The organism is Leisingera sp. CC-HEC096 (assembly GCF_059429235.1).
In genome coordinates, this window is sequence record NZ_JCAIJS010000001.1 from 3,180,907 (window position 1) to 3,199,212 (window position 18,306).

The following is an 18,306-nucleotide window of genomic DNA, read 5'->3' on the forward strand; positions in this document are numbered from 1 at the left end:
GATGCGCATCATCTTCATGGGAACGCCTGACTTCTCGGTGCCGGTGCTGGACGCGCTGGTCGAGGCAGGGCACGAAATTGCTGCTGTTTACTGCCAGCCGCCCCGGCCTGCGGGCCGCGGCAAGAAGGACCGTCCAACCCCGGTCCACGCCCGCGCCTCGGCCTTGGGGCTTGAGGTGCGCCACCCAGTCTCACTGAAAGGCGCGAAAGAGCAGGCGGAATTTGCAGCGCTGAACGCTGATATTGCGGTGGTCGTGGCCTATGGGCTGATCCTGCCACAGGCCATTCTGGATGCGCCGGAACATGGCTGCCTGAACATCCACGCGAGCCTGTTGCCGCGCTGGCGCGGGGCGGCGCCCATTCACCGGGCGATTATGGCAGGCGACGCGGAAACCGGCATCTGCATCATGCAGATGGAGGCGGGGCTCGATACCGGCCCGGTGCTGCTGCGCGAGGCCACTGCGATCGGTGCAGAGGAAACCACCGCCCAGCTGCATGACCGGCTGGCGAAAATGGGCTCCGGGCTGATCGTTGAGGCCTTGAACCGCCTGCCGGAGCTGACGCCGGTAGCGCAGCCGGAGGAGGGCGTCACCTATGCTGAGAAAATCGACAAGGGCGAGGCGCAGATCGACTGGTCCCGTCCGGCGGCAGAGGTCGACCGCAAGGTCCGCGGCTTATCGCCTTTCCCCGGCGCCTGGTGCGAGATCGAAGGCCAGCGCGTCAAGCTCTTGGCCTCCCGCCTGGCAGAGGGGCAGGGCGCGCCGGGCGAGGTGCTGGATGACGCCCTGACGGTAGCCTGCGGCGCAGGGGCTGTACAGCTGTTGCGCTTGCAACGGGCAGGCAAAAGCGCGCAGGATCCGGATGTATTCCTGCGCGGCTTCCCGGTTCAAAGGGGCAGCCGCCTGTAACCGGAGGCGCGGCATGCCCATAATTGCCCTGATCATCATCGGCGCTGCGGCGGGCTTTCTGGCGACCCGGCTGATGCGGTTGGAAACCGATATCATTACAACGGTCTGCATCGGTATGGCCGGCGCGCTGGTGGGCGGGCTGGTGCTGCGGGGATTGCTTGCCGTGATGGGGTTCATGGCCGGGTTCGTTGGCGCGGTTCTGGGCGCCCTGGTGCTGATTTGGCTCTGGCAGCGCTACTTTGGCAGATAACCCAAGCTGAGGCCCGCGGGACACAGCCGGAGGGAGAATGCACAATTCCTGCTGCAGATAACTGTCCGATGGGTAAGGTGCCCTAACCGCCGCAAGAAAAGCGGTGGAAACAGAGGCGGAGAGCAATTGAAGATGACACAGGACAGCGGCCGGCCCGGTGCGCCGAATGTGGTGGTTGTGACCACCATGAAGGATGAAGGCGCGTATATCCTGGACTGGATCAGCCACTACAAGTCCATCGGTGTCAGCGATTTCGTTATTTTCACCAACGACTGCTCGGATCCCACCGACCATATTCTGCGCTGCCTGCACCGGATGGGAGTGGTGGAGCATCGCTTTAGCCGCGTGATGCGGCGGGGGCCGCACAAAAGCGCGCTGATGTGGGCGGAGTATGAGCCCAAGGTGGCCCAGGCCGACTGGGTGCTGGTGGTGGATGTCGACGAGTATTTGCAGATCAATACCGCCGACGGCACGCTGCCGGGGCTTCTGGCAGAGCGCCCGGACGCGGACGCGGTCTCGTTTGTCTGGCGGATCTTCGGAAATGCGGGCATAGGGACTGCGGACCATCCCGCTGTGCCGCAGGCTTTTGTCCGGGCCGAGCCAGAGGAAGGGCGTGCGGATGAGCACCGGTTCTTCAAGACGGCCTTCCGCAACAATGGGAAATTCGACCGGATGGGCGTCCACCGCCCCTTCCTGGCAGTTGCGCCGGAGGAGGTGAACTGGCAGCTGGCCGATGGCACCCGCCTGCCCGAGAATGAGCTGGATGGCGCCCTGTATGTGCGTGGCAGTTACGGATATTCAGCCGCGCAGCTCAACCATTACGCACTGCGCTCCCGCGACGGGTTCCTGAACAAGAAAGCCCGCGGCCGGGCTAATCACTTCACGTCGGCCATTGAGCCGGGCTACTGGCACAAGTTCGACAGGAACGAGGCGGAGGACCGGCGGCTGGCTGACAATTTCGCTGCCGCGCTGGAGATCAAGGAAGATCTGCTGCGGGACGCCAGTCTGCGGGAATACCACGAGATGGCGCAGGTATGGCACCGCCGCCGCGGCCGCAAGGCCCGGATCAGCGAAGAAGGACAGGCGTTTCTGAAAGCTGTGGAGGGCAGCCGCAGAAACACCTGATCCGGTTCAACTGCGGGGCGGGCGGCTCTTGTAGACGGGCAGGTGCCAGCCGAACAGGATGGAGCCTGCGCGCAAGGTCCAGCAGACGCCGGCACAGGCGAGCAGGGCAAACCGCAGCTCCAGCCCCGCGGAGATTGCCAGCACGGCGGTGATTGCGCCAGCCATGGCGCAAGTGATGTACAGTTCGCCCTGTTTCAGGACCAGCGGCACCTCGTTACAGACCACGTCGCGCATCAGCCCGCCCAGCGAACCGGTGGCCATGCCCATCAGCACCACGATCACCGGCCCCTTACCCAGTGCAATCGCCGCGCCGGTGCCTGCGGGCACGGCAACCGCCAAGGCAAAGCTGTCCAGCCAGATCACCCAGCGCATCCGGCTTTCCACCAGATGCGCGGTAAAGAACACCGCCACCGCAGCGGTGGCTGCCAGCAGGATGTAGTTGGGGTCACCGACCCAGAACACCGGGTCCCGGTTCAGCAGCAGATCCCGGACCGTGCCGCCGCCGACCGCGGTCAGGCAGGCGACGAAGGCAAAGCCGACAATGTCGAGCTGCGCCCGGCTGGCAACCAGCGCCCCTGTCAGGGCAAAGACCAGCACCGAGGCGTAGTCGAGCAGGGTCAGAAAGCTCATACGCCAGCCCTGCGCATCAGGCGCTTTTCTTCTTCTTGAAGGGGGCCATGCCGGCGCGGGCCAGCTCATCCGCGCGTTCGTTCTCCGGGTGGCCTGCGTGGCCCTTGACCCATTCCCAGGTCACCTTGTGGCGGCGCTGCGCTTCGTCCAGCCGCTGCCACAGCTCGACATTCTTGACCGGCTTCTTGCTGGAGGTCTTCCAGCCGTTCTTCTTCCAGCCGAAGATCCAGCCGGTGACGCCGTTCTTCACATAGGCCGAGTCGGTGACGACGGTGATGGTGGACGGCCGCGCCAGGCTCTCCAGTGCATTGATCGCGGCCAGCAGCTCCATCCGGTTGTTGGTGGTCTCGGCCTCTCCGCCGCTGAGTTCTTTTTCTTTGACGATGGTGTCACCGTCCATGGCGCGCAGCAGGACACCCCAGCCGCCGGGGCCGGGATTTCCAGAGCAGGCGCCGTCGGTATAAGCAAATAATTCAGGCATGCGCGGTCAGTACTACGAAGTCCGCGTCGGTGCCAGCCAGTCCTTTGCCTGTGCCGCGGCGGCTGCCGAGCACGGTGAAGCCGGCCGCTTCAAGTTTTTCGCGCAGTTCATCCTTGCTGTAGTAGGCATAGAACCTGCCCAGCTCATCGCGGCCTTCACTCTCGCCTAGTTTCATCGCCAGGCACAACGTGCCGCCTGGGGTCAGCGCCCGATGGATGGCGGACAGATGAATCGCAATCTCGGCGCGCGGCACATGCAGCAGGCTGAAATAGGCCCAGACGCCGTCAAACACCGCTTCGGCATCCAGGGCGTGAAATCCTGCGACGGTAACCTCGATCCCATAGGCGCTGCGGGCAGCTTCCGCCATTTCCTGCGAAGCATCCAGAGCAGCCACGCGGTAGCCCGCGTCCCTGAAGCGCGCCGCCCAATGGCCGGGGCCGCAGCCGAGGTCCAGAACTGTGCCGCCTTCCGGAAGCCGGGTGGTGAAGGCCTGGAAGTCGGCCTCCTCCCCTGTGTCCGGGCTGCCGGCAAAGCGTTCCGCGTATTCCGCGGCGTGCTCGTCATAGACGCTGATGGTTCTGTCATCGCTCATCTGGTCATCTCCAGGCCGCGTAGTCAGGCGCGCTCCACGGCCAGCCGGGCGGCAAGGCCTGCAAAGACGGCGGCAAAGCCGCGGCTCATCCACTTCAGCACCCGTTCGCTGTTCAGAAGATAGGCGCGGGCTTGGGCGGCGAACAACCCGTAGAGCATAAAGATGGCAAAGGTCATTGCCATGAAAACCAGGCCCAGAACCGACATCTCCAAAGTGGCGCTGGCGGGATTTCCGCTGAGGAAGGGCGGCAGCAGAGCCAGAAAGAACACCGACAGCTTGGGGTTCAAGATGTTGATCAGCGCCCCGCGCCAGGCGATTTTCCAGCCGGGCTGGGTGGTGCGTTTGGAATCCACGGCCAAAACACCGCCGCTGCGCAGCGCCTGCCAGGCGAGATACAGCAGATAGGCGACGCCCGCCGCCTTGACGATCTGAAACAGCACGGCGGAGCTGTGCAGGACGGCGGCCAGCCCCAAGGTGGCGGCGGCGAGGTGGGGAACGATGCCCAAGGTGCAGCCGACCGCCGCCCAAATGGACGCGCGCCAGCCTTGGCCGAGGCCAAGGGCCAGCGTGTAGATGACCCCTGTGCCGGGGGCGAGGACGACAACAAATGCAGTGATCAGAAAGTGCAGCGTAATCACGAATGCAGCTCCAGAAGAAATACCCGGGGATTAATGCGTAACATGATTAGCCCGCGGCGGGTGTATTTTCTGTAATCTGGATTGCACCCGGCGGGGAGATTATGCGGACTGCCGCAAAACGCGTGGCACCTTGAACTCCACGGTTTCGACAGCGGTTTCCACGACCTCGACGGTCACGTCATAGCGGGCGCGGAAGGCGTCGATCACCTCGTTGACCAGCAGTTCCGGAGCGGAGGCGCCGGCGGTGATGGCGACGGAGCGGATGCCCTCCAGCGCGCGCCAGTCGATGTTATCGGCGCGCTGCACAAGCTGGGCGTAATCGCAGCCGTTCTTGGCGCCGACCTCGACCAGGCGGCGGGAGTTGGAGGAGTTGGGCGCACCGACCACCAGGAGAGCGTCGGCCTTGGGGGCCACCGATTTCACCGCCTCCTGGCGGTTGGTGGTGGCGTAACAGATGTCTTCCTTGTGCGGGCCGATGATGTTGGGAAAACGTTGCTCCAGCGCCGCTACGATTCCCTTGGTGTCATCGACAGACAGGGTGGTCTGGGTGACATAGGCGAGGCGGTCCGGATCGCGGACCTCCACCGTGGCCACGTCCGCTGCGGTTTCCACCAGCAGCACTTCGCCTTCGGGCAGTTGGCCCATGGTGCCGATGGTTTCCGGGTGGCCCTTGTGACCGATCATGATCATCTGCAGGCCGTTTTCCGCGTGGCGCTGCGCCTCGATGTGCACCTTGGAGACCAGCGGGCAGGTGGCATCGACGTAGATCATTTCACGCGCTTCGGCCGCGGCGGGCACCGATTTGGGCACGCCGTGGGCGGAGAAGATCACCGGCCGGTCATCGGGGCATTCGTCCAGTTCCTCGACAAACACCGCGCCCTTTTCGCGCAGGCTGTCGACCACGAACTTGTTGTGCACGATCTCGTGGCGGACATAAACCGGCGCACCCCATTTGCCGATTGCCATTTCGACAATCTTGATGGCGCGGTCCACTCCGGCGCAGAAGCCGCGCGGCGCGGCGAGGTAAAGGGTCAGGGCTGGCTTGGTCATGGGCGTCTCCTTGCGGGCCAGAGGTAAGCGGTTCAGGCGGCAAGGTCCAGTGCCCGGGCGGCATCACAGGTTTGTGATTGGAGGTTCCTGCGGGGGAAGGCGGCAAAAGCCCGCCTTGGACAGCAAAAGGCATAGCAACAGGCATGAGGGCAGCATGAAGCAGGTGATTGCCTTTACCGCTGCGGCCGGGGTGGCAGCGGCTGCGTATTACTGGCTGGCGGAGGCCGATCCGCGGGCAGGCGTGATCTTGCCCTATCAGGATCCGGAAGCGGTGGCTGCTGGGCAGGTGATTTATCTGGACCACTGTGCCAGCTGCCACGGAGAGGACTTGCAGGGTGAGCCCAATTGGCAGCAGCGGGACAGCGAAGGCTATCTGCCTGCACCGCCGCAGGATGAAAGCGGCCACACTTGGCATCACCCGGACGCGCAACTGCTGGAGATCACCAGGCACGGCGTCGCCCAGCTGGTCGGCAAGGGCTATCGCAGCCGCATGGGCGGCTACGCCGGTGTGCTGACTGAGGAGGAGATGCTGGCGGTGCTGGCCTATATCAAAAGCCGCTGGCCCGAAGAGATAATCGCCCGTCACAACCAGATAAACAGCCAGGCGGTCGATTGATTTGGTCCGGAGCAGGCGCCGCCCCATCTGACGCCTTGCTCCGGATATGAAGCGGTTGCTTCTGCTTAGCCGTGCGCGACGGTTGCCGAGCGCTGGTCGCTCTGCTCGCGCGGCGGGCGGCCGATCACGTCGCGCAGCTCTTCCAGTTCGATGAAGTTGTCGGCCTGGCGGCGCAGATCGTCAGAGATCATCGGCGGCTGGCTGCGGATGGTCGAGACCACCGAAACACGCACGCCCTGGCGCTGCAGGCTGGCAATCAGCGGGCGGAAATCCCCATCACCCGAGAACAGCACGATATGGTCCACCCGCGGTGCCAGCTCCATGGCATCAACGGTAAGCTCAATGTCCATGTTGCCTTTAACTTTGCGGCGGCCCAGGCTGTCCGTGTATTCCTTGGCCGGTTTGGTGACCATGGTGAAGCCGTTGTAATGCAGCCAGTCAACCAGCGGCCGGATCGGAGAATATTCGTCATTCTCCAGCAGGGCGGTGTAATAAAAGGCGCGCAGCAGCTTGCCGCGGCGCATGAATTCCTGCCGCAGAAGCTTGTAGTCGATGTCGAACCCGAGCGCCTTGGCCGCGGCGTACAGGTTAGACCCGTCTATGAACAGCGCGAGCCGTTCGTCTTTGTAAAACATTAATTGTTCCTTCCGGTATATCCGCCTCGGCCGGGTGTCCGTGAGTGAGTGCTTGAAATCGGCGAAACGGGTGGACTTAATGTAAGTTATTTGTCATCTGCCGCAAGTATACTGCCATTCTGAAATAGGGTCAAAAATGGCCGCAAACCGGAACCTGTCGCTGATCGCGCTTGGCGGAAACCTGCCAGTTGACGCTAATGCGCCGCAAGTCACGTTGTCAAAGGCCATTGCCGCCCTGCAGGCGGAGGATTTGAGGCTGCGCAGCATCTCCCGCTTCTTTCGCACGCCCTGTTTTCCGGCCGGAGCCGGCCCGGATTATGTGAACGCCGCGGTTGCGGTGGAAACCGCCCTGACCGCGGACGCTCTGCTGGCGAGGCTTCATGAGGTTGAGGCGCGGTTTGCCCGGGTGCGGGAGCAGCGCTGGGGAATGCGCACGCTGGATTTGGATCTGCTGGATCACGGCGGCGCAGTTCTGCCGGACGCCGCGGGGTACGCCCGCTGGCACGGGCTGCCGCTGGAGCGGCAGATGCAAGAGGCGCCGGGGCAGCTGATCCTGCCGCATCCGCGCATACAGGACCGGGCCTTTGTGCTGGTGCCGCTTATGGATATCGCGCCGCGCTGGCGGCATCCGGTGCTGCAGAAAACAGTGGCTGAGATGCTGGCGGAACTGCCGCCGGAAGAGGCGGCGGAGGTTGTCCCTCTGTAACCCGTGCGATGCGGCGTTTTCCGCCCTTGTCAAGAGAAAGATTTGGGCGTAAGTGTCTGCCTTCTGGACCAGGAATGAATTGGAGAGTCGCTGATGGCCCGCGTGACGGTTGAAGATTGCGTAGACAAGGTGCCCAACCGCTTTGAGCTGGTAATGCTTGCAGCGCATCGTGCCCGCGAGATCTCGGCTGGTGCCCCGCTCACCGTTGAGCGCGACAACGACAAGAACCCGGTCGTGTCCCTGCGCGAGATTGCCGAAGAGACCCAGAGCGCTGACGAGCTGCGCGAGCGTCTGATCGAGAGCAACCAGACCCAGATCGAGGTTGACGAGCCGGAAGAAGATTCCATGGCTCTGCTGATGGGTGCCGATGGCGACAAGCCCGCCGAAGACGACATGTCGGAAGAGAAACTGCTGCGCGCACTGATGGAGGCCCAAGGCCAAGGCTGAGGCGCGCGTCTGGAATTTGAGGCTGCGGACCGGACATGATTTCCCCTGACGACCTGATCGCTCTGGTCCGCAACTACAATCCCAAGACCAATGCGGAACGGATTGCTGAGGCCTATGCCTTTGGCGAACAGATGCATGAGGGGCAGTACCGCCACTCGGGCGAGCCCTACTTCACGCATCCGGTGGCCGTTGCCGCGATCCTGACTGAACAGCGCCTGGATGATGCCACCATCATCACCGCGCTGCTGCATGACACCATCGAAGACACCAAGGCCTCATACGAGGAAGTCGCCCGCCGCTTTGGCGGCGAGGTGGCGATGCTGGTCGATGGCGTTACCAAGCTGACCAACCTGCAGCTGTCCAGCCGCGAGACCAAGCAGGCGGAGAACTTCCGCAAGCTGTTCATGGCGATGTCCAAGGACCTGCGGGTGATCCTAGTGAAACTCGCCGACCGTCTGCATAACATGCGCACGATCAAGGCGATGCGCCCGGAAAAGCAGGCCCAGAAGGCGCGCGAGACCATGGATATCTATGCGCCGCTGGCTGGCCGTATGGGTATGCAGTGGATGCGCGAGGAGCTGGAGGATCTGGCGTTCCGGGTGCTGAATGCCGAGGGGCGCCAGTCGATCATCCGCCGCTTTGTGACCTTGCAGCGAGAAACAGGCGACGTGATCCACCGGATCACGGGCGACATGCGGCTGGAGCTGGAAAAGGCCGGGATCGAGGCCGAGGTATTTGGCCGCGCCAAGAAGCCTTATTCGATCTGGCGCAAGATGCAGGCAAAGGACCAGGGCTTCTCGCGGCTGTCGGATATCTACGGTTTCCGGGTGATCACCGGGTCCGAAGAGGACGCCTACCGCGCGCTCGGCGCCATTCACCAGCGCTGGCGGGCGGTGCCGGGCCGGTTCAAGGATTACATCAGCCAGCCGAAGTCGAACGGCTACCGCTCGATCCACACCACTGTGTCGGGCCGCGACGGGAAGCGGGTGGAGGTGCAGATCCGCACTCGCCAGATGCATGACGTGGCCGAAACCGGGGTGGCGGCGCATTGGTCCTACCGTGATGGCGTGCGCTCGGAGAACCCCTTTGCCGTCGATCCCGCCAAGTGGATTGCCTCGCTGACCGAACAGTTTGACGCCGAGGACGATCACGATGAGTTCCTCGAAGCCGTGAAGCTCGAGATGTACTCGGATCAGGTGTTCTGTTTCACCCCCAAAGGCGACGTGATCAAGCTGCCCAAGGGCGCGACGCCGATCGACTTCGCCTATGCCATCCACACCCGGATTGGCCATGCCTGTGTCGGGGCAAAGGTGGACGGCATCCGGGTGCCGCTGTGGACCCGGCTGCGCAATGGCCAGTCGGTGGACGTGATCACCGCCGAGGGCCAGACTCCGCAGGTGAGCTGGCTGGAGATCGCCACCACCGGCAAGGCCCGCACCGCCATCCGCCGCGCCCTGCGCGAGGCGGACCGCGCGCGGTTCGTGAAGCTGGGCCATGAACTGGCCCGTTCTGCGTTTGAGCATGTCGGCAAGAAGGCGACAGACAAGGCGCTGGAAACTGCCGCCCGGGCGCTGCGCGCCAGCGGGGTGGATGAGTTGCTGGCCCGGCTAGGTGCGGCGGAGATTACTGCCCACGACGTGGTGCAGTCGGTCTATCCGGAACTCACCACCTCCGGCGATGGCGATGAGATTTCCCCGCGCCGGGCAGTGATCGGTCTGGAGCCGGGTCAAAGCTTTGAGCGCGCGCCCTGCTGCCAGCCGCTGCCGGGTGAGCGCATCATCGGTATCACCTACCGCGGCCGCGGCGTGGTGGTGCATGCCGCCGATTGCGACAAGCTGGGCGAGTTCGAGGACCAGCCGGAACGCTGGATGGACGTGCAGTGGCACAGCGGCACCCACCCGGCCGCCTATGGCACCACGCTGGAGCTGACAATCGGCAATGATGCCGGGGTGCTGGGACGCATTTGCACATTGATCGGCGAGAAAAAGGCCAATATTTCGGACCTTGAATTTGTTGACAGGAAACCAGACTTTTACCGGCTTATGATCAATGTGGAGCTGCGGGATGTGGAGCAGCTGCACTCGCTGATGCTGACGCTTGAAGCAGAAAGCGATGTTGCCGCGGTGGCGCGGTTCCGGAACAAGCCGGAAGAGCGCCATTTTCCGGGGTAAGCCGCTGAAACTCTGAGCCGGAACTGGGAAGGACGGACAGCTTTGGTATTCAGGCGCCGGGACAGACGTTCGCCCATCCGGGCGCTGGCGGATTTTGTCTGGCCGCGCGGCGGCTGGGGCCGGGCCTTCCTGTACGTGAAACACCGGGTGCGGCGGCTGCCCGATTCGCCGGAACGCATTGCCCGCGGCATCTGGGCCGGGGTGTTCACCACCTTCACGCCATTTTATGGCCTGCATTTCCTGGTGGCGGCGATCATCGCCCGGGTGATGAATGGCAACATTCTTGCGTCGCTCAGCGCAACCTTCTTTGGCAATCCTCTGACTTATGTGCCGATCGGGGTGGCCAGCCTGCAGACGGGCCATTGGCTTCTCGGTACCGAATTCGACGAGGAAGTCGACAAGTCCCTGGTGGGCAAGTTCCTCGCCGCTGGCGGCGACCTCAAGGACAACCTGTTTGCATTGTTCATGGACAAGCCTGCCGACTGGCAGGGGCTTCACCTGTTCTTTAACGAAGTGTTTTATCCCTATATGATCGGCGGCATCATCCCGGGCATAATCTGCGCCACGGTCTGTTATATGCTCAGCCTGCCGGTGATCCGGGTCTACCAGCAGCGCCGCCGGGCCAAGATCAAAGCCAAGTTCGAGGCCATCAAGCAGCGCGCCGAGGTCAGCACCGGCTCCTGAGGCAGGCTGCCGGATTGTACCATTATTGCCTGCAGGCTTGCTCTTGCCCGCCGTCTGTCTAGTCTTTGGGTTAACGCTTTGACTTCAGACGGATGAGACAGCTCTCATGATACAGAACCAACTGCGCCTGGGCGTGAACATCGACCATGTGGCAACGGTGCGCAACGCCCGCGGCGGGGCCTATCCGGACCCGGTCCGCGCTGCAAAGCTGGCGGAGGAGGCGGGTGCCGACGGCATCACTGCCCACCTGCGCGAAGACCGCCGCCATATCACCGACGCCGATATCGACGCGCTGATGGAGGCGCTTACCGTGCCGCTGAATTTCGAGATGGCGGCGACGGAGGAAATGCAGAAGATCGCCCTGCGCCACAAGCCGCACGCGGTCTGCATCGTGCCGGAAAAGCGCGAGGAGCGGACCACTGAGGGCGGGCTGGAAGTGGCCCGCGAGGAAAACCGCCTGGCCCATTTCATTGCGCCGCTGCGCGATGCGGGCTGCCGGGTGTCGATCTTCATCGCTGCCGACAAGAAACAGATCGAGGCGGCGCACCGGATCGGTGCCGAGGTGATCGAGCTGCACACCGGCGCCTATTGCGATTTCCACGCCGACGGCAAGTTTGCTGAGCGCGACCGCGAGCTGGAGGCGCTGCGGGAGATGTCGGTCTATGCCCATTCTCTGGGGCTGGAAGTGCATGCGGGCCATGGCCTCACCTACGAGACCGTGCAGCCGGTCGCGGCGTTTCCGGAGGTGAAGGAACTCAACATCGGCCATTTCCTGATCGGCGAAGCCATCTTTCGCGGGCTGACCCCGGCTGTGCAGGAGATGCGCCGCCTGATGGATGTAGCGCGGGGGTGATGGGGGCATGCAAGTCAATCTGATCCGTTATGGGCTTCTGTGGATGGCGGCCTCCGTCGGGATGCTGCTGCTGGGGCTGCTGCTGGCGCAGTTCGGGGTCGGGATGCCAGCCGGTCTCGCGACCGTGCTGCCCCCGATGTTTGCCTCGGTGCTGGAGGGGATGCGCATTGCGCAGGCAACCCGGGCGCCGCTGGCGGCCAAGACGGCCTGGGTCAACGCGGCGGCAATGACCGGAGTGGTGGCGGTGCTGACGTTGGTTCAGCTGCCGCTTTACTGGAACAATCCGCTGATGACCGAAGCACGGCAAACAATTCCGGCCTTGTACTTGGCAGGCGTAGGGGTACTGCTTCTGACGGTCATCCTGATGGTCAACCGCCTGTTCCTGGGCCATGGCATCAAGCTGGGTTTGAAGCGGCTGGAAGAATGATCCTGGGCGTCGGAACCGATCTTGCCAATATCGAACGCATCCAGCGCACGCTGGACCGGTTCGGCGACCGGTTCCGCAACCGGGTGTTCACGGAAGTGGAACAGCGCAAGGCCGAGCGCCGCCGCGATGTGGCGGGCACCTATGCCAAGCGCTGGGCCGCAAAAGAGGCCTGCTCCAAGGCGCTGGGCACCGGCCTGCGCATGGGAATTGCTTGGAAGGACATGGCAGTGTCCAACCTGCGCACCGGCCAGCCGGTGATGCATGTGACCGGCTGGGCCGCCGACCGGCTGCGCGAGATGACACCGCCCGGCCATGAGGCGGTTATTCACGTGACACTGACTGACGACCACCCCTGGGCGCAGGCCTTTGTGGTGATCGAGGCGCGCCCGGCCGCCAGCGACCCGGCGGAATCAGCTTCGGGAACTTGACTTGCCCCCCTCAGGCCCGCATGTAGCCCCGGACCCTGTTTCCAAACCGGAGAGCCTGATGACGGCCAAAGCAAAGACCGGCAGTTCGATTCTTGAGACGATCAAGACCATCGTCTACGCGCTGCTGATCGCCGGTGTCTTCCGCACCCTGTTTTTCCAGCCCTTCTGGATTCCGTCCGGATCAATGAAGGAAACCCTGCTGATCGGGGATTTCCTTTTCGTGAACAAGATGGCCTATGGCTATTCCTATGCCTCTTGCCCCAGCGTGCGTATTGGGGCGGTCGGGCTGAACATCGACGCCAAGGACATCTGCGGCTTTCTGGACGGCGACAATACGCGCCTGATGGGCGGACAGCCGGAACGCGGTGATGTGGTAGTGTTCCGCCATCCGGTCAACGGCAACGACTTCATCAAGCGGCTGGTCGGCCTGCCGGGCGACAAGATCCAGATGAAAAACGGCGTGCTGTTCATCAATGGCGAGCCGGTCAAGCTGGAGGATGCAGGCCAGTTCGAAGAAGTGATGGAACGCCAGGGGCCGCAGGGCTCGTTCCCGCGCTGTGAAAACGCGCCGGTGGGCCAGGGCGCGATCTGCAAAAAATCGCGCAAGCTGGAGACCCTGCCGGGCGGCAATGAACATATCGTGCTCAACATCACCAATCAGGGCATGGATCACACCGGCGTCTACCAGGTGCCGGAAGGCCACTATTTCTTCATGGGCGACAACCGGGACAATTCCTCGGACAGCCGCCTGCCGCAATCCGCCGGCGGGGTTGGCTTTGTGCCCTATGAAAACCTGATCGGCCGCGCCGACCGGATCATGTTCTCCTCCGCCGGGCGGTCCATGCTTTATTTCTGGACCTGGCGCGGCGACCGTTTCTTCAAGGGGATCGAGTGAAACTGTCCAAGGAATTGCGCGCGTTCGAGGAGCGGATCGGGCACAAGTTTGCCCGCCCCGACCTGTTGCAGCGCGCCGTAACCCACGCGTCCGTGTCCTCGCCCAACCGCAAGGACAACCAGCGGCTTGAGTTCCTGGGCGACCGGGTGCTGGGGCTGGTGATGGCGACCGCGCTGCTGGAGCACGACAAGACCGCGACTGAGGGCCAGCTGGCGCCGCGCTTCAATGCGCTGGTGCGCAAGGAAGCCTGCGCCGATGTCGCCAAGGAGATTGACCTTGGCGCAGTGCTGAAGCTGGGCCGTTCCGAGATGATGTCGGGCGGGCGGCGCAAGCAGGCTTTGCTGGGCGACGCAATGGAGGCGGTGATTGCCGCGGTTTACAAGGATGCGGGCTTTGACGCCGCGGCCAAGATGATCTTGCGCCTGTGGGGCAGCCGCATCCATCAGGTGGAAACCGACGCGCGGGACGCCAAGACTTCGCTGCAGGAATGGGCCCAGGCGCGCGGGCAGAAGGTGCCCATTTACGTGGAGGTTTCCCGCAGCGGCCCGGACCACGCGCCGGTCTTCACCATCGCCGCGCGCTTGCAGGATGGCACCGAGGCACAGGCCACCGCCGGGTCCAAACGGCAGGCGGAGCAGGCCGCCGCCAAGGCGCTGCTGGAACAGCTCGGTTAGGCGTTCAGATCACGCGGATATAACCTGCGAGGCCGGTCTTCTGGTGTTCGATCACATGGCAGTGAAAGGCCCAGTCGCCCGGATTGTCGGCGACCAGGGCGATCTCTGCCACCTCGTCTTTCAGCAGCAGCAAGGTGTCCGTCACCAGCGGCGGCAGCTGGCGCAGGTCGGAACTGATCGGAATGAACGCCAGCCCGTGCAGGTGAATCGGGTGTAGGTTCGGAGATTCGTTTCTCAGCCGCAGCACGTAGCTCTTGTCCCTCTCTAGCACGGCCAGCGGCCCGGTTCCCTTGGCGGCATCCCCGGCCCAGGGCGTGCGGTTGACCGACCAGAAGCTGTAACCCATTGAGCCGCAAAAGCCGTCATTTGGCGGACCGCCTTCCGGCGTCCAGCCAAAGACGAAATCATGCACTTCTGCCTCTGCCAGATCCGGCCGGGAAACTGGATTAACGGGCAGTGGCTTCAGTTCCCGCAGGTCACGCGACAGGTTTGCGCCAACTGAGCGCAGCTGCGCCATGACGCGGGCGGGCTGGCCTGGCAGCTCTGCCAGCAAGTCTGCTGTCTGCCCCTCTCCTGCGGGCATCCGCACAGCGAAATCCACCCGCTGGCCGGGGCCGGCCAGCAACGGGTCCTTCGCGGAGGGCAGGGGCAGCTCCATCTCCACCGGGTGCCCGTCCCAGGCTATGATCCGGGCCTGATCCGTGCTGAGATGCAGCTTGTAAATCCGCGTGGTGTCCGTGTTGACGACCCGCAGCCGTACCAGCCCGCCCGCCGGATGGTCATAGACCGGCGCCTGCAGCCAGTTCGCGGTCAGTACATTGCCATGCGTTCCGCCCCGTGCCGCCCCGCGCGCGGTGTAGTAGGGCAGGAAGGCGCCGTCCTCATCCAACCGGAAATCCCGCAGATTGATAACCTGATCGCTGTCAAAGCCGGGATCCTCCGCCTCTTTAATCACCATCACCCCGGTCAATCCATGCGCCATCTGCGCCATGGTCATGCAATGCGGGTGATACCAATAGGTGCCTGCATCCGGCGGGGTGAATTCATACTCGAACGCCTCACCGCCCGCGATTGGCATCTGGGTCAGATAGGGCACCCCGTCCATCGCATTGGCAATCCGCAGCCCGTGCCAGTGCATTGCTGTGTAATCCTCGGTGCCATTGACCACCCGCAGCCGCATCGGCTTGCCCTGGGTGCCATACAAAACCGGCGGCGGCGCATCTGGTGACAGGCTCACCAGCCCCTGGGTCGGCGTCTCACGGAAAGCAAAGCTGGCAGGCTGGATGGTCAGCTGTTGCGCGGCTGGGGCACTCGCGAGGCTCCATCCCCCCGCGCCAAGCGCTCCGGCAGATGCGGCAGTCCCAAGCAGAAAATCACGGCGGTTCATCAGGCAGGCCTCCTGTCATGCAATCAAAGAAAGGCCTGGCTGGCGGATCGGCTTGGCGCTGCGGTTCTCCCATGCCCTCTGCCACAGGTCTTTGACATAGGGCAAGCTTGTGCGACCGTGGCTGAGACCCCGTTTTAAAACGCCTCTGGCCCCTGTGGGTAAAATCCTGTAGAGGCACTGATCTGCAAACAGGACCAGTACAGATGACCACACGCGCCGGATTCGTTGCCCTGATCGGAGAGCCCAACGCGGGCAAATCCACCCTTCTGAACCGCATGGTGGGGGCCAAGGTCTCGATCGTGACCCACAAGGTGCAGACCACCCGCGCCCGTATCCGCGGTGTGGCGATGGAGGGTGACGCGCAGCTGGTATTCGTCGACACCCCCGGCCTCTTCAAGCCGCGCCGCCGCCTGGACCGGGCAATGGTCGCCGCCGCCTGGGGCGGCGCAGCGGATGCCGACGTGGTGGTTCTGATGGTCGAGGCCCACCGCGGCATCACCGAAGGTGTTGAAACCATCCTCGAAGGCTTGTCGGAAATCGGCGAAGGCCGCACCGTGGCGCTGGCGATCAACAAGATCGACAAGGTGCCGGCCGAAAAACTGCTGGGCCTCGCCCAGGAGTTGAACAGCCGCTACGCCTTTGCCGAAACCTTCATGATCTCGGCCGAACGCGGCCACGGCGTCGACGATTTGCGCCAATGGCTGGCGGGCAAGCTGCCGGAAAGCCCCTGGCTCTACCCTGAGGATCAGATCGCTGACCTGCCGATGCGCATGATCGCAGCCGAGATGACTCGCGAGAAACTGACTCTGCGCCTGCATCAGGAGCTGCCCTACCAGCTGACGGTTGAGACCGAGAAATGGGAAGAGCGCAAGGACGGCTCCGCCCGTGTCGACCAGATCATCTATGTGGTGCGTGACGGCCACAAGGGCATTGTGCTGGGCAAGCGCGGCGAGACCATCAAGGCCGTCTCTCAAGCCGCCCGCGCCGAGCTGGAGGAATTCCTGGGCCGCAAGGTGCATCTGTTCCTGCAGGTGAAGGTGCGCCCGAACTGGCTGGAAGAGGCCGAGCGCTATTCCGAAATGGGCCTCGACTTCAAGGACGGCAATTGAAACGCAGGTCCTTGTTCTTCCTCTTGCCTGAAATATCCCCGCCGGAGGCTCCCGTACTCTCCCTGCACGCTCAGGCCGGAGAGGGCGCGGCATGACCCGCCTAACAGCCCGTTTCTGGGTTGATGCATACTTGGCCCGTCTGCGGTTTCAGGACATCCCGGCCTTCATCACCGCGCACGGCGACGACACCGCTGGCGCGGTGCTGGTCAAGCTCAATACGCTGGACGGTCAGGCCCGCGCCTTTCACCGGACCTTTGACCTGATGACCGGCGACCGCATATGGGATGAGCTGGCTGCCGGGCCCGAAGGCGACGTTGACGGCTCCATCCGCCGCCAGCGGGATTTCGACCCGGATCTCTGGGTGATAGAGGTCGAGGACCGCTCCGGCCGCCATCTGCTGGACGAACCGGGGCTGGAGTGATCCTGCCGGTTGCAGGCTGGGCTGCAATGCGTTCTGCTGGGGCGGACCGGATGACAGGGAGGCCCGCCTTTGGAGTGGCGTGATCACGGCATATTGCTTTCGATGCGCCGCCACGGCGAAAGTTCGGCAATCATAGACGTCTTCACCGAGAAGCACGGCCGCCACGCGGGCGTGGTGCGCGGCGGGGCCAGCCGCAGGATGGCTCCGGTCCTGCAGCCCGGCGCGCAGCTGGACGTGACCTGGCGGGCGCGGCTGGAGGACCATTTGGGCAGTTATCACGCCGAACCCCTGCGCAGCCGGGCGGCGGCGGCTCTGTCCGGGCGGCTCGCGCTGGCAGGGCTCAATGCGGTCACGGCGCTGCTGGCCTTCTGCCTGCCGGAGCGGGAGCCGCATCCGGACCTTTATGTGCGCAGCGAAAGACTGCTGGATCTGCTGGAGCACGAGGACCTCTGGCCGCTCGCTTATCTTCAGTGGGAACTGGCACTGCTGGAGGAGGTGGGTTTTGGCTTGGACCTGTCCGCTTGTGCGGTGACCGGCAGGCTGGCCGGGCTGGCATTTGTCTCGCCAAAGACGGGCCGGGCTGTTTCACGTGAAGGCGCCGGGGAGTGGGCGGACCGGCTCCTGCCGTTGCCGCCGGTGTTACTGGGCCAGGGCGATGCGGAGGATACTGAAATCCTCCAGGCCCTGCGGACCACCGGCTATTTCCTGGAAACACACCTGGCGCCATCCCTGGGCAGCCACCCGTTGCCAGAGGCGCGCGGGCGTCTGATGGATCTGCTCAGCCGCCGGCTGTGAACAGCATCTCGCGTCCCTGGCCGCTGATGAGGATCAGCACGTCCCCGGAAACTTCCGCCAGCGTCATTTCCTGCAACGCCTGCAGGAAAGCGGCTTCGGCTTTCAGGCCGGGGCAGGCCGCCCGTGTTACGGCAAGGGCCTCGACCGAGAACCAAGGATAAGGCGCGGTTTGTTTACCCGTGAAGCTGTTGCAGGGTGCCTGACCCTCAATGGTTCCGGGCTCCGGGAAGTGCAGGCTGGCGGCGGCGGTATAGGCCGTGCCATCAATGCTTTGCAAACGCCATAACTTATCCGCGGCCCCGTAAGCCGACAGGGTTTCGTCCCCTGTGCAGGCCGAAAAGAGCAGCAAGGCTGGAAGCACGGAGAGACGCAGCATGAGCATTCC

24 protein-coding genes are annotated in these 18,306 nt (G+C 63.7%); 16 read left to right on the plus strand and 8 right to left on the minus strand.

Features of this window, described 5'->3' with window-relative positions:
• The first annotated feature begins 1 nt into the window (after position 1).
• The 3 genes from fmt (at position 2) to AC5STI_RS15355 (ending at position 2,282) form a co-directional block, all read left to right on the plus strand.
• Positions 2–907, plus strand: coding sequence for a methionyl-tRNA formyltransferase (fmt, locus tag AC5STI_RS15345; protein WP_495447278.1), 906 nt, complete (start codon positions 2–4; stop codon positions 905–907).
• 13 nt (positions 908–920) lie between these two features.
• Positions 921–1,157 (plus strand): GlsB/YeaQ/YmgE family stress response membrane protein, encoded by a 237-nt coding sequence (locus AC5STI_RS15350; RefSeq protein ID WP_475049191.1) that lies wholly within the window; start codon positions 921–923, stop codon positions 1,155–1,157.
• Between the two features lie 132 nt (positions 1,158–1,289).
• Complete coding sequence (locus AC5STI_RS15355; RefSeq protein ID WP_495447279.1) at positions 1,290–2,282, plus strand: glycosyltransferase family 2 protein; 993 nt, start codon at positions 1,290–1,292, stop codon at positions 2,280–2,282.
• Positions 2,283–2,288: 6 nt separating this feature from the next.
• Here AC5STI_RS15355 and AC5STI_RS15360 read toward each other — a convergent pair whose 3' ends face one another.
• The 5 genes from AC5STI_RS15360 to ispH form a co-directional block, all read right to left on the minus strand.
• Positions 2,289–2,912, minus strand: coding sequence for a trimeric intracellular cation channel family protein (locus AC5STI_RS15360; RefSeq protein ID WP_495447280.1), 624 nt, complete (start codon positions 2,910–2,912; stop codon positions 2,289–2,291).
• Positions 2,913–2,928: 16 nt separating this feature from the next.
• Complete coding sequence (gene rnhA, locus AC5STI_RS15365) at positions 2,929–3,393, minus strand: ribonuclease HI (protein WP_475049199.1); 465 nt, start codon at positions 3,391–3,393, stop codon at positions 2,929–2,931.
• Positions 3,386–3,985, minus strand: coding sequence for a class I SAM-dependent DNA methyltransferase (locus tag AC5STI_RS15370; RefSeq protein WP_495447281.1), 600 nt, complete (start codon positions 3,983–3,985; stop codon positions 3,386–3,388). Before AC5STI_RS15370 ends, rnhA begins: the two co-directional genes overlap by 8 nt.
• Positions 3,986–4,008: 23 nt before the next feature.
• Positions 4,009–4,623, minus strand: coding sequence for a LysE family translocator (locus AC5STI_RS15375; RefSeq protein WP_495447282.1), 615 nt, complete (start codon positions 4,621–4,623; stop codon positions 4,009–4,011).
• Between the two features lie 99 nt (positions 4,624–4,722).
• Positions 4,723–5,673 (minus strand): 4-hydroxy-3-methylbut-2-enyl diphosphate reductase, encoded by a 951-nt coding sequence (ispH, locus tag AC5STI_RS15380; RefSeq protein WP_495447283.1) that lies wholly within the window; start codon positions 5,671–5,673, stop codon positions 4,723–4,725.
• A 154-nt stretch (positions 5,674–5,827) separates the two neighbouring features.
• Here ispH and AC5STI_RS15385 point away from each other — a divergent pair, with 154 nt between their 5' ends.
• Positions 5,828–6,289 (plus strand): c-type cytochrome, encoded by a 462-nt coding sequence (locus AC5STI_RS15385; protein WP_495447284.1) that lies wholly within the window; start codon positions 5,828–5,830, stop codon positions 6,287–6,289.
• A gap of 65 nt (positions 6,290–6,354) precedes the next feature.
• Here the strand turns inward: AC5STI_RS15385 and AC5STI_RS15390 are convergent, their stop codons facing one another.
• Complete coding sequence (locus tag AC5STI_RS15390) at positions 6,355–6,924, minus strand: LabA-like NYN domain-containing protein (protein WP_008555764.1); 570 nt, start codon at positions 6,922–6,924, stop codon at positions 6,355–6,357.
• 136 nt (positions 6,925–7,060) lie between these two features.
• Between AC5STI_RS15390 and folK the strand changes: the two genes are divergently transcribed.
• The 9 genes from folK to rnc all read left to right on the plus strand — a co-directional run bounded on the left by folK (position 7,061) and on the right by rnc (position 14,209).
• Positions 7,061–7,630 (plus strand): 2-amino-4-hydroxy-6-hydroxymethyldihydropteridine diphosphokinase, encoded by a 570-nt coding sequence (gene folK, locus AC5STI_RS15395; RefSeq protein ID WP_495447285.1) that lies wholly within the window; start codon positions 7,061–7,063, stop codon positions 7,628–7,630.
• A gap of 93 nt (positions 7,631–7,723) precedes the next feature.
• On the plus strand, positions 7,724–8,077 hold the full coding sequence (gene rpoZ / locus AC5STI_RS15400) for a DNA-directed RNA polymerase subunit omega (protein WP_475049209.1): 354 nt from the start codon (positions 7,724–7,726) through the stop codon (positions 8,075–8,077).
• Positions 8,078–8,112: 35 nt separating this feature from the next.
• Positions 8,113–10,248, plus strand: coding sequence for a RelA/SpoT family protein (locus AC5STI_RS15405; RefSeq protein WP_495447286.1), 2,136 nt, complete (start codon positions 8,113–8,115; stop codon positions 10,246–10,248).
• 42 nt (positions 10,249–10,290) lie between these two features.
• A complete protein-coding gene (locus tag AC5STI_RS15410; protein ID WP_495447287.1) occupies positions 10,291–10,932 on the plus strand; it encodes a DUF2062 domain-containing protein in 642 nt (213 codons plus the stop codon).
• A gap of 106 nt (positions 10,933–11,038) precedes the next feature.
• Positions 11,039–11,785 carry a pyridoxine 5'-phosphate synthase gene (locus tag AC5STI_RS15415; protein WP_495447288.1) on the plus strand — a complete coding sequence of 249 codons (747 nt, stop codon included), beginning with the start codon at positions 11,039–11,041 and terminating at the stop codon, positions 11,783–11,785.
• A 7-nt stretch (positions 11,786–11,792) separates the two neighbouring features.
• Positions 11,793–12,212, plus strand: coding sequence for an ABZJ_00895 family protein (locus AC5STI_RS15420; protein WP_495447289.1), 420 nt, complete (start codon positions 11,793–11,795; stop codon positions 12,210–12,212).
• The gene (acpS, locus tag AC5STI_RS15425) at positions 12,209–12,640 is read left to right on the plus strand and encodes a holo-ACP synthase (protein WP_495447290.1); all 432 of its coding nucleotides are present in this window, start codon (positions 12,209–12,211) and stop codon (positions 12,638–12,640) included. The genes AC5STI_RS15420 and acpS overlap by 4 nt, the downstream gene beginning before the upstream one ends.
• A 58-nt stretch (positions 12,641–12,698) precedes the next feature.
• Positions 12,699–13,535 carry a signal peptidase I gene (gene lepB, locus AC5STI_RS15430; RefSeq protein ID WP_495447291.1) on the plus strand — a complete coding sequence of 279 codons (837 nt, stop codon included), beginning with the start codon at positions 12,699–12,701 and terminating at the stop codon, positions 13,533–13,535.
• A complete protein-coding gene (gene rnc / locus AC5STI_RS15435; protein WP_495447292.1) occupies positions 13,532–14,209 on the plus strand; it encodes a ribonuclease III in 678 nt (225 codons plus the stop codon). The genes lepB and rnc overlap by 4 nt, the downstream gene beginning before the upstream one ends.
• Before the next feature lie 4 nt (positions 14,210–14,213).
• On the opposite strand, the gene AC5STI_RS15440 is transcribed toward rnc, so the two are convergent.
• Positions 14,214–15,596, minus strand: a complete 1,383-nt coding sequence (locus tag AC5STI_RS15440; RefSeq protein WP_495447293.1) for a multicopper oxidase family protein — start codon at positions 15,594–15,596, stop codon at positions 14,214–14,216.
• A gap of 203 nt (positions 15,597–15,799) precedes the next feature.
• Between AC5STI_RS15440 and era the strand changes: the two genes are divergently transcribed.
• The 3 genes from era to recO all read left to right on the plus strand — a co-directional run bounded on the left by era (position 15,800) and on the right by recO (position 17,921).
• On the plus strand, positions 15,800–16,705 hold the full coding sequence (gene era / locus AC5STI_RS15445; RefSeq protein WP_490399837.1) for a GTPase Era: 906 nt from the start codon (positions 15,800–15,802) through the stop codon (positions 16,703–16,705).
• A gap of 91 nt (positions 16,706–16,796) precedes the next feature.
• Positions 16,797–17,126 (plus strand): DUF1491 family protein, encoded by a 330-nt coding sequence (locus AC5STI_RS15450; RefSeq protein WP_490399836.1) that lies wholly within the window; start codon positions 16,797–16,799, stop codon positions 17,124–17,126.
• Between the two features lie 69 nt (positions 17,127–17,195).
• Positions 17,196–17,921 (plus strand): DNA repair protein RecO, encoded by a 726-nt coding sequence (recO, locus tag AC5STI_RS15455; protein ID WP_495447294.1) that lies wholly within the window; start codon positions 17,196–17,198, stop codon positions 17,919–17,921.
• Here recO and AC5STI_RS15460 read toward each other — a convergent pair.
• Positions 17,905–18,303, minus strand: a complete 399-nt coding sequence (locus AC5STI_RS15460) for an META domain-containing protein (RefSeq protein WP_495447295.1) — start codon at positions 18,301–18,303, stop codon at positions 17,905–17,907. The two genes, recO and AC5STI_RS15460, sit on opposite strands and share 17 nt — an antisense overlap.
• Positions 18,304–18,306: the final 3 nt, after the last annotated feature.

Bases quoted from the DNA above. Each gene is read 5' to 3' on its own strand.
- AC5STI_RS15360 (WP_495447280.1), bottom strand. From the start codon at position 2,912: ATGAGCTTTCTGACCCTGCTCGACTACGCCTCGGTGCTGGTCTTTGCC.
- AC5STI_RS15370 (WP_495447281.1), bottom strand. From the start codon at position 3,985: ATGAGCGATGACAGAACCATCAGCGTCTATGACGAGCACGCCGCGGAA.
- era (WP_490399837.1), top strand. From the start codon at position 15,800: ATGACCACACGCGCCGGATTCGTTGCCCTGATCGGAGAGCCCAACGCG.
- AC5STI_RS15420 (WP_495447289.1), top strand. From the start codon at position 11,793: ATGCAAGTCAATCTGATCCGTTATGGGCTTCTGTGGATGGCGGCCTCC.
- fmt (WP_495447278.1), top strand. From the start codon at position 2: ATGCGCATCATCTTCATGGGAACGCCTGACTTCTCGGTGCCGGTGCTG.
- AC5STI_RS15355 (WP_495447279.1), top strand. From the start codon at position 1,290: ATGACACAGGACAGCGGCCGGCCCGGTGCGCCGAATGTGGTGGTTGTG.
- AC5STI_RS15385 (WP_495447284.1), top strand. From the start codon at position 5,828: ATGAAGCAGGTGATTGCCTTTACCGCTGCGGCCGGGGTGGCAGCGGCT.
- rnhA (WP_475049199.1), bottom strand. From the start codon at position 3,393: ATGCCTGAATTATTTGCTTATACCGACGGCGCCTGCTCTGGAAATCCC.
- lepB (WP_495447291.1), top strand. From the start codon at position 12,699: ATGACGGCCAAAGCAAAGACCGGCAGTTCGATTCTTGAGACGATCAAG.
- ispH (WP_495447283.1), bottom strand. From the start codon at position 5,673: ATGACCAAGCCAGCCCTGACCCTTTACCTCGCCGCGCCGCGCGGCTTC.
- AC5STI_RS15415 (WP_495447288.1), top strand. From the start codon at position 11,039: ATGATACAGAACCAACTGCGCCTGGGCGTGAACATCGACCATGTGGCA.
- AC5STI_RS15450 (WP_490399836.1), top strand. From the start codon at position 16,797: ATGACCCGCCTAACAGCCCGTTTCTGGGTTGATGCATACTTGGCCCGT.
- folK (WP_495447285.1), top strand. From the start codon at position 7,061: ATGGCCGCAAACCGGAACCTGTCGCTGATCGCGCTTGGCGGAAACCTG.
- AC5STI_RS15440 (WP_495447293.1), bottom strand. From the start codon at position 15,596: ATGAACCGCCGTGATTTTCTGCTTGGGACTGCCGCATCTGCCGGAGCG.
- AC5STI_RS15460 (WP_495447295.1), bottom strand. From the start codon at position 18,303: ATGCTCATGCTGCGTCTCTCCGTGCTTCCAGCCTTGCTGCTCTTTTCG.
- rpoZ (WP_475049209.1), top strand. From the start codon at position 7,724: ATGGCCCGCGTGACGGTTGAAGATTGCGTAGACAAGGTGCCCAACCGC.
- AC5STI_RS15350 (WP_475049191.1), top strand. From the start codon at position 921: ATGCCCATAATTGCCCTGATCATCATCGGCGCTGCGGCGGGCTTTCTG.
- acpS (WP_495447290.1), top strand. From the start codon at position 12,209: ATGATCCTGGGCGTCGGAACCGATCTTGCCAATATCGAACGCATCCAG.
- AC5STI_RS15390 (WP_008555764.1), bottom strand. From the start codon at position 6,924: ATGTTTTACAAAGACGAACGGCTCGCGCTGTTCATAGACGGGTCTAAC.
- AC5STI_RS15405 (WP_495447286.1), top strand. From the start codon at position 8,113: ATGATTTCCCCTGACGACCTGATCGCTCTGGTCCGCAACTACAATCCC.